We start from the raw sequence: 13,998 nt of genomic DNA on the forward strand, positions 1-13,998 counted from the left end.
GCAAACGCCCCGGCCAGCGAGGTTGGCCCGGGCGTCGATGTCAGGAGGGGGAGCGCCCCGAAATCAGAACCGATAAACCTCGACGTCGGTGCGAATCGGCACCACCAGCGGGATCTTCGGACCTTCTTCCTTGGGTTTGGCCGCCTGTTCAGTGTTGGCGACCGTCGGCTTGCGTGGCGGAGCGGCCTGCTGTTCGGCCACGGCGGTGGCGACCGGTCGCACGTCACGGGCCAACTGGACCGAGAGCTTGCGCAGCAGGTCACCCTGGGCACGCACCTGGTCCTGAACGCTGCCCGAATGCGCTTCTTCTTCGCGGAACACGCGGCTGTCGCGCAGCTCGCCCTTCTGGTCGAGCAAGCGCCAACGTGCCTCGAGCACCGCCGGCTCCTTCGGGCCGGAGTCCAGGCGGCTGATGGTCAGCATGACCTGCACCTGCGGGGTGAAGCCGGGCTTCTCCGGGAACAGCGCCAGGCGGGTGCTATCCAGCTCGCCCGAGAGCAGGCGCATCAGTTGCTGGCTGACATTGGTCTCCAGGCTGCCGGCCCAGCGGGCTTCGGTGGACAGGTTGAGGATACCGTCGGCCTGGCGCTGAACCATCGTCTCGCGCTTCAGGTAATCGGCCAGGGACACCGGACCGAGGAGTACAGCGACACCGTTATCACGGGTCGGGACAGGAACCGCACCTGCATCCAGTTGGTACAACTGGGTCGGCCGATTCACTGTGCAGCCCGTCAGCCCCAGGAGGCTGACGAGGGAAAACAAGGCCAAGACGCGCCACGCGCTCATCTGGATCACCGTCATTCGCCGAAATTCGGCGCTACATCCAACAAATTCACTATGACTACAGGCAACGCGCCGAGGCGCCGGTTGCCAAAGGGACGTATCATCCCCTAACCGGCGCTTCAGCTCCAGAGGCAGAATGTATCGAACCGCGTTTCAATCCTGAGACAGCGATTCTACCAGCAAGGCGTCCACTCGCTGGAAACCGCGCGGCAGTTTGTTCCCGCGACGGCCCCTCTCGCCCTTGTAATGCTCCAGGTCATCGCCCTTGAGGGAGAGCGTCCGCTTGCCAGCCTGCAGCACCAGGGTCGCCCCCGTCGGAAGCACGGCCAGATCGGTCAGGTACTCCTCGCGGCTCGCCACGCGGTCGCCCGGCACGCTGATGATCTTGTTGCCCTTGCCCTTGGCCAGCTGCGGAAGATCGGAGACCTTGAACAGCAGCAGTCGGCCCTCGGTGGTGACGGCGGCGATCCAGTCCTGCTCCAGGTCGTTGACCGGCCGCGGCGCCATGACCTGCGCACCATTGGGCAGGCTGAGCAGCGCCTTGCCAGCCTTGTTCTTGGCCTGCATGTCCTCGCCCTTGGCGACGAAACCGTAGCCGGCGTCGGAGGCCAGTACGTACAGCGCGCTGTCCTCAGGCAGCAGCACGCGGTCGAAGGACGCGCCCGGCGGCGGCGTCAGGCGGCCGGTCAGCGGCTCGCCCTGGCCACGGGCCGACGGCAGGCTATGAGCGGCCAGCGAGTAACTGCGGCCGGTGGAATCGATGAACACCGCATACTGGTTCGAGCGTCCCGGCGCGGACACCTTGAAGCCATCACCGGCCTTGTACGACAGGCCGGTGGCGTCGATGTCATGGCCCTTGGCGCAACGCACCCAACCCTTCTCCGACAGCACCACAGTCACCGGCTCGGTCGGCATCAGCTCGGTTTCCGACAGCGCGCGGGCTTCGGCGCGGGCGACGATGGGCGAACGGCGGTCATCGCCGTAGGTCTCCGCGTCGGCGATCAGCTCATCGCGCACCAGCTTGCGCAGCTTGGCGGGGGAACCGAGGATCGACAGCAGCTTGGCGCGCTCCTTGGCCAGCTCGTCCTGCTCGCCACGGATCTTCATCTCTTCCAGGCGCGCCAGCTGACGCAGGCGGGTGTCGAGGATGTAGTCGGCCTGCAGCTCGGAGAGCTCGAAGCGCTGCATGAGGACTGGCTTGGGCTGGTCCTCGGTGCGGATGATGTGGATGACTTCGTCGAGGTTGAGGAAGGCGACCAGCAAGCCTTCCAACAGGTGCAGGCGCTTCTCGACCTTGTCCAGGCGGAACTGCAGGCGGCGGCGCACGGTGTCGGTGCGGTAGGTCAGCCACTCGCTGAGCACCTGGCGCAGGTCTTTCACCTGCGGTTTGCCGTCCAGGCCGATGACGTTCATGTTCACCCGGTACGAGCTTTCCAGGTCGGTGGTGGCGAACAGGTGGGTCATCAGCTCTTCGGCATCCACGCGATTGGAGCGCGGAATGATGACGATGCGGGTCGGGTTCTCGTGGTCCGACTCGTCGCGCAGGTCGGCCACCATCGGCAGCTTCTTGGCCTGCATTTGCCCTGCGATCTGCTCCAGCACCTTGGCCCCGGAGACCTGGTGCGGCAGCGCGGTGACCACGATGTCACCGTCTTCGACGCGGTAAACGGCGCGCATGCGCACCGAGCCACGGCCGGTTTCGTAGATCTTCTGCAGGTCGGCGCGCGGGGTGATGATTTCCGCCTCGGTGGGGAAATCCGGGCCCTGCACGTGCTCGATCAGGTCGCCAACGGTGGCGTTGGGCTCATCCAGCAGACGGATACAGGCGGCAGCCACTTCGCGCAGGTTGTGCGGCGGAATATCGGTGGCCATGCCCACGGCGATGCCGGTGGTGCCATTGAGCAGCAGGTTGGGCAGGCGCGCCGGCAGCACGGCCGGCTCGTCCATGGTGCCGTCGAAGTTCGGCACCCAGTCCGCGGTGCCTTGGCCCAGCTCGGACAGCAGCGTTTCGGCATAGCGCGACAGGCGGGCCTCGGTGTAACGCATGGCGGCGAAGGACTTGGGATCGTCCGGCGCACCCCAGTTGCCCTGGCCGTCCACCAGCGGGTAGCGGTAGGAGAACGGCTGGGCCATCAGCACCATGGCTTCGTAGCACGCCGAGTCGCCGTGGGGATGGTACTTACCCAACACGTCACCGACGGTACGCGCCGATTTCTTGTGCTTGGAGTCCGCATCCAGGCCCAACTCGCTCATGGCGTAGATGATGCGCCGCTGTACGGGCTTGAGGCCGTCGCCGATATGCGGCAGGGCTCGGTCCATGATCACGTACATGGAATAGTTCAGGTAAGCCTGTTCGGTGAAGTCGGCCAGTGACCGGCGCTCCACGCCCTCCAGACTCAGATCGAGGGTTTCGCTCATGCGTGCCTCACGGTGTAGATCGCTGGCGCAGCACCAGGGTGCCGTCCTGCTGGGTGAAATCCAGTTGTCTGAGTGCGCTCATGCCGAGCAGCACCTCGTCGCCTTCCATGCCCGGCGCGACCAGCGCCGGCACATCGGTCAGGCGGATGTCGCCAAGCTGCAGGCTGGGCAGGCGCGTGCGCCAGCCCTCGCTGCGGCCGTTGGCGGTGTCCAGGGTGACCGGCAGGCCGCGCGGCAGGTCCAGGCGCTGGGCCAGCCGCTGCGGAATGGCCACCTGGGTGGCACCGGTATCGACCATGAAGGTTACCGTCTCGCCCTTGATCCGCCCGTCGACCACGTAGTGTCCGGCGCGATTGCCAAGCAGGCGCACTTCCACGTAACCGCTGCCGCGGGTCGACTGCGGTTGTGGATTGGGGTTGTGCTGGCGAGTTTCCCAGGCGCCGAAATAGTGGGTGGCGAGCAGGATGCCCGCGCCCCAGGCGAGGAACATCATGATCTTGCCGATCCGCCGCCCCGGCACCGCGTCGCTCATTTGCCACCGAGCCAGCCACCGGCCGGCGCCGCGAAGCGCAGCACGTAGGGACGCCCGTCACCATCGGCGCGGGCGTGCTCGCCATTGTCCAGGCCGATCCAGGCGCCCTTGTCGTCGAGGATCAGCGCTTCGGCCACGCCGTATGGCAGGTCGTAGCGTCGCTCCGGGGCGAGCATGCCGGCGGCGACGGACCAGCATTGCTCCTGCGCGCCAGTCTTCGCGTCGCGGCGGCAGATCTGATGCGCCAGGCGCTCGAGGGTGAACAGCTTGTCCTTGTAGAGCACGAGGTCGGAGAAATCGATCGGTAGCGCGCGTTCAGCGCCCAGCTCCGGGGGCGGCAACGCCGTACCGCCTTCGCTGAGCATCACGCAGTTGCCGTCGCACTTCCACGTGCCATTCTCGTTGCGCACCTTCAGCAGGCCGCGGCGCTGGCGCTCGGCGGCCAGCCACAGTTCCTTGCCATCGGCGCTCACGGCGATGCCTTCGTAGAGCGCATTGAATTCCATCAGCAGCCCGCTGGCGCGCGCCTGGCGCAGCAGGCTCTGGGGCAACGGCAGCCAGGTCGGCTCGCCGGTGGCCGGCAGCAGCAGGACGGCGGCATAGGCTTCGCTGACCACGTAGCGGTTACCGGCCTGGTCGCAGCTGATGCCTTCGAAATCCATCGCGCCACCGCGCAGCAGGCCGCCGACGCTCACCCGCGCACGGGCGCCCCAGGACAGGCCGCTGTCCGGCACACCAGGCACCACGAAAGGTTCGGCGGTGGCTTGCCAGGCCTTGCCCGGCTGCTCGTCGATCAGCAGGCGGTAGATGCGGTCGTCATCACGGTCGGACACTGTCCACATTTCGCCGCCGCACATTGCCAGGCCGGACAGGTTCCCGCTGGGCATGCCTTCGACGGGATGCTCGGCGACGAACTGCAAAGTGACCGGCGCAGCGGAGGGGGCCGCGGGCCTGGTTGCCTCGACGGCGCCAGCCAGGCCGGCGAACAGGCCGAAGGCGGCCAGCAGCCAGCGCATCAGGCGAAGTCCGCCAGGTTGCCCTTGGATTCCAGCCAGGACTTGCGGTCGCCGGCACGCTTCTTGGCCAGCAACATGTCCATCATTTCCACGGTGCCCTCGGTGTCTTCCAGGGTCAGCTGGACCAGGCGACGGGTATTCGGGTCCATGGTGGTTTCGCGCAGCTGCGGCGGGTTCATCTCGCCCAGGCCCTTGAATCGGGTGACCTGCGGCTTGCCACGGCGCTTCTCGGCGGCCAGGCGGTCGAGGATACCGTCACGCTCGGCCTCGTCCAGGGCGTAGAAGACTTCCTTGCCCAGGTCGATACGGAACAGCGGCGGCATGGCGACGTAGACGTGCCCGGCGTCCACCAGCGGACGGAAGTGGCGGACGAACAGCGCGCACAGCAGCGTGGCGATGTGCAGGCCGTCGGAGTCGGCGTCGGCGAGGATGCAGATCTTGCCGTAACGCAGCTGGGTGAGGTCCGCCGCGCCCGGATCGACGCCGATGGCCACGGCGATGTCGTGGACTTCCTGGCTGGCGAGCACTTCGCCGCCGTCCACTTCCCAGGTGTTCAGGATCTTCCCGCGCAGCGGCATGATTGCCTGGAATTCCTTGTCGCGCGCCTGCTTGGCCGAACCACCGGCGGAGTCACCTTCCACCAGGAACAGCTCGGAGCGCATCGGGTCCTGCCCAGCGCAGTCGGCCAGCTTGCCGGGCAGCGCCGGGCCCTGGGTGATCTTCTTGCGCTCGACCTTCTTGCCGGCCTTGAGGCGGCGGCCGGCGTTGCTGATGGCCAGCTCGGCCAGTTGCAGGCCCAGCTCGGGGTGGGCGTTGAGCCACAGGCTGAAGGCGTCCTTGACCACGCCGGAGACGAACGCGGCGGCCTCGCGGGAGGACAGGCGCTCCTTGGTCTGGCCGGAGAACTGCGGCTCCTGCATCTTCATCGAGAGGACGAAGGCGATGCGCTCCCAGACGTCTTCGGGCGCCAGCTTCACGCCGCGCGGCAGCAGGTTGCGGAACTCGCAGAACTCGCGCATCGCGTCCAGCAGGCCCTGGCGCAGGCCGTTGACGTGGGTGCCGCCCTGGGCGGTGGGAATCAGGTTGACGTAGCTTTCCTGCACGGACTCGCCGCCCTCGGGCAGCCACAGCAGGGCCCAGTCCACCGCCTCCTTGTTGCCGGCCAGCGAGCCACAGAACGGCTCGTCGGGCAGGCGCAGGTTCTCGGAGACCGAGTCGACCAGGTAGGAGCGCAGGCCATCCTCGTAGTGCCATTCGACGCGCTCGCCGCTGGACTTGTCTTCGAAGCTGACCAGCAGGCCGGGGCACAGCACGGCCTTGGCCTTGAGCACGTGCTTCAGGCGACTGACGGAGAACTTGTGGGAGTCGAAATACTTGGCATCGGGCCAGAAGTGCACGCTGGTGCCGGTATTGCGCTTGCCCACTGTGCCGATGACTTCCAGGTCGCTGGACTTGAAGCCGTCGGCGAAGGTCATGCGGTATTCGTTGCCATCACGCTTGACGCGGACCTCGACCAGCGTCGACAACGCGTTCACCACCGAGATGCCCACGCCGTGCAGGCCGCCGGAGAACTGGTAGTTCTTGTTGGAGAACTTGCCGCCGGCGTGCAGCTTGGTGAGGATCAGTTCGACGCCGGGCACGCCCTCTTCGGGGTGGATGTCCACCGGCATGCCGCGGCCATCGTCGATCACTTCCAGCGAGTTGTCCTCGTGGAGGATCACCTGCACGCTTTTCGCGTGGCCGGCCAGCGCCTCGTCGACGCTGTTGTCGATGACTTCCTGGGCCAGGTGGTTGGGCCGCGATGTGTCGGTGTACATGCCCGGGCGTTTGCGCACCGGATCGAGGCCGGAGAGAACCTCGATGGCGTCTGCGTTATAGGCGTTCTGCTGGGCCATGGGGTTCCTGCTTAATCAGTCGAAGAGGTGATGGCTTCAAAGGTGGAGAAATCCACGTCGCGCCACTGGCTGGACGGCACGCCGGCGAAGGCCAGGAGTGCCGGCAGGTGGCTGATGAAGCGCTGGAAGCTGTGGTCGCCACCGGCCTCGATGCGCAGCGCGCAGGCACGGTAATAGCGTTCGGCGGCGCGGTAGTCGAGGGTTTCGTCGGCGGTCTGCAGCCACACCTGGTAGCGCGAGCCGTCGGTGGGAGCCGGGACTTCCAGTTCCGCCAGGGCGGCGACGTGGTCCAGGGTCAGTTCCCAGGTTTCGCCGCTGTAATAGTTGGTCTGCGGACCGAGTTGGCCATCGAACAGCCTGTGCGGCGCCACTGCCGGATTGATCAGTACGGCCTTGAGGCCAAGTCGCTCGGCCAGATACGTGGCGTAGTAGCCGCCCAGGGAGCTGCCGATCAGCAGCGGCCGGCCCAGTTCGGCGATAGCGGATTCCAGCTGCGCCATGGCCTGGCGCGGATGATGGTGCAGCGCCGGCACGCGAATGTTCCCGGCCAGGCCCAGGTGTTCCAGGGCGGCCGTGAACTGCCGGGCCTTCTGCGAACCGGGCGAGCTGTTGAATCCGTGGATATAGAGGAATGCGGTCATGGGCCGGGAGGCTACAAGCTGCAAGTGGCATGCCGCAAGTGGGGCAGCGTCGCAAGGCGCACCATGGGGCGGATCAATAGCCCTTGATGCTGTAGTCGACCTCGAACTCGATGTCGGTCACCCGCGATACGCCGGTCTGCACTTCACCATCGGGCTGCAGGCGCAACCAGCGGTATCCGGGCGCCAGGCTGTCGACGCAGAAATCCTCGCTGCCCGGTGTGAACTGCACGCAGGTCGACGGTGAGGCCAGCAAGCGCACATCGCCGCGCATCCGGTCGATTTCCTGGTGCACATGGCCCCAGAGCAGGCAACGTACGTTCGGGTAGCGATCCAGCACGGCGAAGAGCTTTTCCGGGTTATAGATGCCGATACGGTCCATCCACTGGCTGTCGATGGGTACCGGATGGTGGTGGAAGCTGATCAGCAGGTGCTTGTCCGGCGCGGCCTGGATGGCGCTCTCCAGCAATGCGACCTGCTCGTCGGTCACCTGCCCCGGCACCGCGCCGGGAATGGTGGAGTCCAGCAGGATCACGCGCCAGGCGCCCAGATCGACCACCGGATCGAGCAGATCGCTGCCCGCGGCGGCCTCGCGCATCGGTGCGGTTTCGTCATGGTTACCGGGGAACCAGCGGCTGGGGGCGTCGATCGGCGCGGAGATGCTGCGGAAGCGCTGGTAGGACTCCAGCGAGCCGTCCTGCGACAGGTCGCCCGTGGCCAGCACCAGGTCGATCCGCGGCTGCTCCTCGACAACCAGGCGCACCACCTGGGTCAGGCTGTCGGCGGTATCCATCCCCAGCAGCCGGCCATCGCCTTCGGCGAACAGGTGGCTATCCGAGAGCTGGATGACCAGGACGGAATCGGAGGCAGTGGGCTGGGTGGGCAATGCGCCTTCTCCTGTGAGGCGGGCGTCCGGGAAATCGTGATGAGTATGGTGACAGGCGCAACCCCGAGCAAACCGGGAAAGCGTCACAGATCACAGTTAGGGACACGCAGAGTTCGATGGGCGGGCAGCCTATCATGGCATGTCGCCATCACGGTAATATCAGCGCTGCAGCACCGGCTCGAGTTCGTGGCCGCAAGACAGGCAGTGGCTAAGCCATTCGCCGAGGAACAGGTTGAGCTGGCTCTTCTCGTCCGGCTGGTGCATCGCCTGGTTCGGATAGGGGTAGATCGCCAACAGGCGGCGCGCCTGTTCGGCGCCCACCACTTCGGCCATGCGCGCGTCGTGGTACACCCGTACCTCCAGCTTGGGCGCCGGCAGCCAGGGCAGGCCCAGCTCCTGGCGCACCTGCAGGACGGTGGTGTACGGGCAGGCTTCCACCACATCCAGCACCAGCACGCCGAGCAGGCGCTCGCCCTCGCTGAGCGCCACGCGGCGGGAAACCTGGGCTTCGCGCATCTCGGGCAACAGGCGCATCAGGCGCAAGTAGTTCGCTTCGCAGGTCGCCTGCAGACCCGCCAGGTCGACGCGATAGCGCTCGCGCAACAGATTCACACCCATAACCCCCTTACCTCGGCGCGATTGAGCGCCAGCCATTGCAGGGCGAGCATGCTCGCCGCGTTGTTGATGCGCCCGTCGCGCACAGCCTGCAGTGCTTCCTCGAACGGCATGACGTGGACGCGGATGTCCTCGCCCTCTTCTTCCAGGCCGTGGATACCCGACGCGGTGCTGCTGTCGCAGCGGCCGACGAACAGGTGCACCAGTTCGTTGCTGCCGCCGGGTGACGGCAGGTACTGGGCGATCGGCCAGAGCGCGCCGAGGGTCAGGCCAGCCTCTTCCACCGCTTCGCGGCGAGCGACCTCCTCGGGCTCCTCGTCCTTGTCGATCAGACCGGCGACCAGTTCCATCAGCCAGGGATTGACCCCGGCGTCCATGGCGCCGACGCGGAACTGCTCGATCAGCACCACTTCATCGCGCTGCGGGTCGTAGGGCAGCACGCACACGGCATCGTGACGCACGAACAATTCGCGGGTCAGCACCGGGCCCATGCCGCCGGCGAACTGGCGGTGCCGCAGGTGCAGGCGGTCGACCTTGTAGAAGCCCTTGAAGCACTGCTCGCGCTTCTGGATCTCGATGTCCTGGGGGCCTGGCTTGAACGCTTCCGACATCCCGTTCCACTCACTGTACGTTTGACTTCGCGCCATCCTATCGCGCCGCCGGTAGCGGCGCAGCCTCTTTCGCGGCCGCCTGGCGGCCAGGCTGGCTGTGACCATCGCACGGTGCCGTCGTTCCGCCAAAGTGGTTCATACTCACCCGCCGAACCGGTAGCGCCGATGGCGGTCGAACCACTCCACTGCCGGTGAACGTCAACGACAAGGAATCCCATGCGACTTCTGAAACTCGCTGCCCTGGGCAGCCTCTGCCTGTTATTGGGGGCCTGCCAGAGTCTGTTCAAGCCCGCGCTCGACGAACCGCTCGCCGCCCGTCACATCACCTTCGAACACCTCAAGCCTGGCTGCCAGGGCGAGCAATGCCCGCTGTTCAACCTGGACACGCTGAGCTTCGACGACGAGCCGGCGCTCAATGACGCGATCAATGCCCAGTTGCTCCAGCTGGCCCGCGATGGCGAGGGAGCGGCACCGGCCAATCTCGAGGTCTACGAAAAGCGTTTCCTCGACTCGGCGCAACCGGGCTGGAACAGCTACCTGCAAGCGAAGATCCGCGAACAGCATGACGGTCTGGTGATCATCGAGCTGTCCAGCTACCGCTTCACCGGCGGCGAGTACGGCCAGCCGGGCCGCGCGTTCATCAATTATGATCGACGTATCCACAAGGTGCTCACCCTGCAGGACATTCTCCTGCCCGGCCAGGAGGACAACTTCTGGAAAGTGGCGCGCATGGCGCACCAGGCGTGGATCCTGCAGAACAAGCTGAACGAGCAGGATGCGAACTTCTCGAAGGATTGGCCGTTCCAGCCGACCGAGCATTTCGCCCTGACGTTCGGCTCGCTGACGCTCAAGTACGACATCGACCGCATCGCCCCGCACTCGGTCGGCCATCCGGAGCTGAAGATTCCGTACCCGCGCCTGAATGGCATCGTGAAACCGTACTACTTCCCGGGGCGCGGGGCGCAGTAGCCTTCTTCAGCGCCGGCGTAGTCGGCGGGATTTCGCGGACAGGGTCCGCTCCTACAGACGGGGCACGGAGTGCCTTTGTAGGAGCGGACCCTGTCCGCGACCAACCTCAAGCCGAAGCTGTCACCTTCGCTCCAACACGCCCCAGCAACAGCTGCAGCACACCCGCCACCACCAGCGCCGGCAGGGTCGCGCCCAGGTCCGGCTGGTAGTTCGCCAGCAGGTGATAGACCACCACGCCGCCAGCCCAGGCCAGCAGCGAGCCCCAGCGCAGGCCCTGGGGGATCTCACTCGGCGCGCGGCGGCGCAGGACGAAGTGGTCCACCAGCACCACGCCGAACAGCGGCGCGAACACCGAGCCGATCAGCAGCAGGAAGTTCTGGTACTGCGCCAGCGGCGCGAACCAGGCGATCAGCGTGCAGATCACGCCGATGGCCAGCGCCAGGTGCTCGACCTTGAGCGGCAGCAGGATGCCGCTGGACACCGCCGCCGAATGAATGTCGGCGAACGCCTTTTCCGACTCGTCCAGCAGGATCAGCAACAGCGGAATGCCCATCCCGGCGCCGGCCAGCGCCAGCAGCAGCGCATTGGCATCGCTGCCCTCGGCGAATGCCAGGGTGTAGGCCACGCCCAGGCCCATCAACCAGAAGCAACCGATGAAAAAGCCCAGCGCCACGCCGGTGAAGGTCTGCCCGGCGCGTTTGCCAAAGCGCGAGTAGTCGGCGATCAGCGGCAACCAGGACAGCGGCATGGCGATGGCGATGTCGAAGCCCACGGCGAAGGACAGCGAACCGTCACCGGCCTTGGCCCACAGCGCAGCCAGGTCGGCGCGCTGGAACAGGTCGATGGTCAACCAGACGCACGCGGCGATCAGCAGCCAGATGCCCCAGCGGCGCAGCACGCGGCGCACGAAGGCGAGTGGGCCGGCGACGGCCAGCAGGGTCGCCAGCGCGCCGAACACCAGGGTCCACAGCGCCGGATTGGTCCAGGCGCCGTCGCCGAACGCGCGGGTGGCCAGCAGGCTGGCGGCATCGCGCATGACGATGATCTCGAAGGCGCCCCAGCCGATCAGTTGCAACAGGTTGAGCAGCGCCGGCAGCGCGGCGCCGTGGCTGCCCAGGCTGAGCTTGAGCGAGGCCATGGCGGACAGCCCGGTATCGGTGCCGATCACCCCCGCGCTGGCCAGCAACAGCACGCCGACCAGCGTGCCGAGCAGGATCGCGCCCAGCGCGCCGGCCAGGCCCAGGCCCGGCGCCAGCAGGGCGCCGGTCTGCAGCACCATCAGGCCGATGCCCAGGGAGAACCAGAGGGAGAACAGGTCGCGCAGGCCGAGCACGCGCTGGGCACTGCCCACGGCGGATGTCGGTGAATAGTCGATGGCGGTAGTGGTCACGATGCGTGCAAGGCTCGAAGGTTGGATTAGGTTTTATTTTTGCTTTGGCTGTTTGTAGGAGCGGATTCATCCGCGACGCTCTTGTGGAGGCGGATGCCAATCGCGGACGAAGTCCGCTCCTACGGGGGCTACCCGGTCACACCTGCTTGTAGATCACCGAGCCTTCATCCTTGAAGCGCGCGGCCTGCTGCTGGAAGCCGGCCTCGATGGCTTTCTGCTCATCGGTCAGGCCGTTCTCCTTGGCGTAGTCGCGGACTTCCTGGGTGATCTTCATGGAGCAGAACTTCGGCCCGCACATGGAGCAGAAGTGCGCGACCTTGGCCGAGTCCTTGGGCAGGGTCTCGTCGTGGAAGGCGCGGGCGGTGTCCGGGTCGAGGCCGAGGTTGAACTGGTCTTCCCAGCGGAACTCGAAGCGCGCCTTGGACAGGGCGTTGTCACGGATCTGCGCGCCCGGATGGCCCTTGGCGAGGTCGGCGGCGTGCGCGGCGATCTTGTAGGTGATGATGCCGGTCTTCACGTCATCCTTGTTCGGCAGGCCCAGGTGCTCCTTGGGCGTGACGTAGCAGAGCATGGCGCAGCCGAACCAGCCGATCATCGCCGCGCCGATGCCGGAAGTGATGTGGTCGTAGCCCGGCGCGATGTCGGTGGTCAGCGGGCCGAGGGTGTAGAACGGCGCCTCGTCACAGCACTCCAGCTGCTTGTCCATGTTCTCCTTGATCAGGTGCATCGGCACGTGGCCGGGGCCTTCGATCAGCACCTGGACGTCGTGCTTCCAGGCGATGCGGGTCAGCTCGCCGAGGGTTTCCAGCTCGCCGAACTGCGCGGCGTCGTTGGCGTCGGCGATGGAGCCCGGACGCAGGCCGTCGCCCAGCGAGAAGCTGACGTCGTAGGCCTTCATGATTTCGCAGATTTCCTCGAAGTGGGTGTAGAGGAAATTCTCCTGGTGATGGGCCAGGCACCACTTGGCCATGATCGAACCGCCGCGCGAAACGATGCCGGTGACCCGCTTGGCGGTCAGCGGAACGTAGCGCAGCAGCACGCCGGCGTGGATGGTGAAGTAGTCCACGCCCTGCTCGGCCTGTTCGATCAGGGTGTCGCGGAAGATTTCCCAGGTCAGGTCCTCGGCGATGCCGTTGACCTTCTCCAGCGCCTGGTAGATCGGCACGGTGCCGATCGGTACCGGGCTGTTGCGCAGGATCCACTCGCGGGTCTCGTGGATGTGCTTTCCAGTGGACAGGTCCATCACCGTGTCGGCGCCCCAGCGGATGCCCCAGGTGAGTTTCTCCACTTCTTCCTCGATGGAGGAACCCAGCGCGCTGTTGCCGATGTTGCCGTTGACCTTCACCAGGAAGTTGCGGCCGATGATCATCGGTTCCAGTTCGGTGTGGTTGATGTTCGCCGGGATGATCGCGCGGCCACGGGCCACTTCGTCACGGACGAACTCGGGGGTGATCTCCTTCGGAATGCTGGCACCGAAGCTCTGACCCGGATGCTGGGCGTCCAGCAGGCCGGCGGCGCGGGCTTCCTGCAGCTTCATGTTCTCGCGGATGGCGATGTATTCCATCTCCGGCGTGATGATGCCCTGGCGCGCGTAGTGCATCTGCGAGACGTTGCGGCCGGCCTTGGCGCGGCGCGGGGTACGCACATGGGCGAAGCGCAAGGCGTCGAGGCTGGCGTCGGCCAGGCGCGACTGGCCGAACTCGGAGGTCAGGCCGGGGAGGATCTCGGTGTCGCCGCGCTCGTCGATCCAGCGCGAGCGCACGTCCGGGAGGCCCTTGCGCAGGTCGATGCGCACATCCGGGTCGGTGTAGGGGCCGGAGGTGTCGTAGACCATCACCGGGGCGTTCTTTTCGCCGCCAAAGGCGGTCGGGGTATCGGCGAGGGCGATTTCCCGCACGGGGACACGGATGTCCGGGCGCGAGCCGGTCAGGTAGACCTTCTTCGAATTCGGGAAGGGCTGGGTCGACTGGCGGTCCAGCTGCTCAAGGCGGGTGACGTTGTTTTTCTGGGTGCTCATCCTGGCTCTCCTGGGGTTGATTGCCGGGGAGAACCTGGGACGAGAGGAGCTGCTTGCCGCAGCGAAGGGACGCACCCCGGGAAGGGCTGGGGCCGGGGCGGAATGCGCCGCGGGATGCGTACTTCTTGTTCCCTACGCGGGTATTAACCCGATCAGGTTCAACGGGATCCGGAACTATCCGATCTCAGCCCCTCGCAATGGGGCACCCCGACAAGAACGCCCGCAGTC

Annotated in this window: 12 protein-coding genes and 1 riboswitch; of the genes, 1 reads left to right on the forward strand and 11 read right to left on the reverse strand. The window is 66.3% G+C overall.

The window, feature by feature from the left end:
- Positions 1–63: 63 nt before the first annotated feature.
- The 9 genes from JVX91_RS01980 to JVX91_RS02020 all read right to left on the reverse strand — a co-directional run bounded on the left by JVX91_RS01980 (position 64) and on the right by JVX91_RS02020 (position 9,394).
- Positions 64–786 carry an ABC-type transport auxiliary lipoprotein family protein gene (locus JVX91_RS01980; RefSeq protein WP_205337781.1) on the reverse strand — a complete coding sequence of 241 codons (723 nt, stop codon included), beginning with the start codon at positions 784–786 and terminating at the stop codon, positions 64–66.
- 150 nt (positions 787–936) lie between these two features.
- On the reverse strand, positions 937–3,201 hold the full coding sequence (parC, locus tag JVX91_RS01985; RefSeq protein ID WP_205337782.1) for a DNA topoisomerase IV subunit A: 2,265 nt from the start codon (positions 3,199–3,201) through the stop codon (positions 937–939).
- Positions 3,202–3,208: 7 nt separating this feature from the next.
- Positions 3,209–3,733 (reverse strand): TIGR02281 family clan AA aspartic protease, encoded by a 525-nt coding sequence (locus JVX91_RS01990; RefSeq protein WP_205337783.1) that lies wholly within the window; start codon positions 3,731–3,733, stop codon positions 3,209–3,211.
- The gene (locus tag JVX91_RS01995) at positions 3,730–4,749 is read right to left on the reverse strand and encodes an esterase-like activity of phytase family protein (RefSeq protein ID WP_205337784.1); all 1,020 of its coding nucleotides are present in this window, start codon (positions 4,747–4,749) and stop codon (positions 3,730–3,732) included. Before JVX91_RS01995 ends, JVX91_RS01990 begins: the two co-directional genes overlap by 4 nt.
- Positions 4,749–6,644, reverse strand: coding sequence for a DNA topoisomerase IV subunit B (gene parE / locus JVX91_RS02000; RefSeq protein WP_205337785.1), 1,896 nt, complete (start codon positions 6,642–6,644; stop codon positions 4,749–4,751). The genes JVX91_RS01995 and parE overlap by 1 nt, the downstream gene beginning before the upstream one ends.
- 11 nt (positions 6,645–6,655) lie before the next feature.
- Positions 6,656–7,285, reverse strand: a complete 630-nt coding sequence (locus JVX91_RS02005) for a YqiA/YcfP family alpha/beta fold hydrolase (RefSeq protein ID WP_205337786.1) — start codon at positions 7,283–7,285, stop codon at positions 6,656–6,658.
- A gap of 73 nt (positions 7,286–7,358) precedes the next feature.
- Positions 7,359–8,168, reverse strand: a complete 810-nt coding sequence (gene cpdA, locus JVX91_RS02010; protein WP_205337787.1) for a 3',5'-cyclic-AMP phosphodiesterase — start codon at positions 8,166–8,168, stop codon at positions 7,359–7,361.
- Positions 8,169–8,327: 159 nt separating this feature from the next.
- Positions 8,328–8,786, reverse strand: a complete 459-nt coding sequence (locus tag JVX91_RS02015; protein ID WP_205337788.1) for a DUF1249 domain-containing protein — start codon at positions 8,784–8,786, stop codon at positions 8,328–8,330.
- The gene (locus tag JVX91_RS02020; RefSeq protein ID WP_205337789.1) at positions 8,777–9,394 is read right to left on the reverse strand and encodes an NUDIX domain-containing protein; all 618 of its coding nucleotides are present in this window, start codon (positions 9,392–9,394) and stop codon (positions 8,777–8,779) included. The genes JVX91_RS02015 and JVX91_RS02020 overlap by 10 nt, the downstream gene beginning before the upstream one ends.
- 216 nt (positions 9,395–9,610) lie before the next feature.
- Here JVX91_RS02020 and JVX91_RS02025 point away from each other — a divergent pair, with 216 nt between their 5' ends.
- Entirely contained in the window at positions 9,611–10,363 is a 753-nt protein-coding gene (locus JVX91_RS02025; RefSeq protein ID WP_205337790.1) for an RsiV family protein, read from the forward strand.
- Between the two features lie 106 nt (positions 10,364–10,469).
- Here JVX91_RS02025 and cytX read toward each other — a convergent pair whose 3' ends face one another.
- Together cytX and thiC are read right to left on the reverse strand one after the other, a co-directional pair.
- Positions 10,470–11,753 (reverse strand): putative hydroxymethylpyrimidine transporter CytX, encoded by a 1,284-nt coding sequence (cytX, locus tag JVX91_RS02030; protein WP_205337791.1) that lies wholly within the window; start codon positions 11,751–11,753, stop codon positions 10,470–10,472.
- 136 nt (positions 11,754–11,889) lie between these two features.
- The gene (thiC, locus tag JVX91_RS02035) at positions 11,890–13,770 is read right to left on the reverse strand and encodes a phosphomethylpyrimidine synthase ThiC (protein ID WP_205337792.1); all 1,881 of its coding nucleotides are present in this window, start codon (positions 13,768–13,770) and stop codon (positions 11,890–11,892) included.
- A gap of 112 nt (positions 13,771–13,882) precedes the next feature.
- A riboswitch (TPP riboswitch) is annotated at positions 13,883–13,990 on the reverse strand.
- Between the last annotated feature and the right edge of the window lie 8 nt (positions 13,991–13,998).

Origin of the sequence: Pseudomonas sp. PDNC002 (assembly GCF_016919445.1) — a bacterium.
GTDB lineage: Bacteria > Pseudomonadota > Gammaproteobacteria > Pseudomonadales > Pseudomonadaceae > Pseudomonas.

Bases quoted from the DNA above. Each gene is read 5' to 3' on its own strand.
- JVX91_RS01980 (WP_205337781.1), bottom strand. From the start codon at position 786: ATGAGCGCGTGGCGCGTCTTGGCCTTGTTTTCCCTCGTCAGCCTCCTG.
- JVX91_RS02005 (WP_205337786.1), bottom strand. From the start codon at position 7,285: ATGACCGCATTCCTCTATATCCACGGATTCAACAGCTCGCCCGGTTCG.
- parC (WP_205337782.1), bottom strand. From the start codon at position 3,201: ATGAGCGAAACCCTCGATCTGAGTCTGGAGGGCGTGGAGCGCCGGTCA.
- JVX91_RS02025 (WP_205337790.1), top strand. From the start codon at position 9,611: ATGCGACTTCTGAAACTCGCTGCCCTGGGCAGCCTCTGCCTGTTATTG.
- JVX91_RS01995 (WP_205337784.1), bottom strand. From the start codon at position 4,749: ATGCGCTGGCTGCTGGCCGCCTTCGGCCTGTTCGCCGGCCTGGCTGGC.
- parE (WP_205337785.1), bottom strand. From the start codon at position 6,644: ATGGCCCAGCAGAACGCCTATAACGCAGACGCCATCGAGGTTCTCTCC.
- JVX91_RS02020 (WP_205337789.1), bottom strand. From the start codon at position 9,394: ATGTCGGAAGCGTTCAAGCCAGGCCCCCAGGACATCGAGATCCAGAAG.
- JVX91_RS02015 (WP_205337788.1), bottom strand. From the start codon at position 8,786: ATGGGTGTGAATCTGTTGCGCGAGCGCTATCGCGTCGACCTGGCGGGT.
- thiC (WP_205337792.1), bottom strand. From the start codon at position 13,770: ATGAGCACCCAGAAAAACAACGTCACCCGCCTTGAGCAGCTGGACCGC.
- JVX91_RS01990 (WP_205337783.1), bottom strand. From the start codon at position 3,733: ATGAGCGACGCGGTGCCGGGGCGGCGGATCGGCAAGATCATGATGTTC.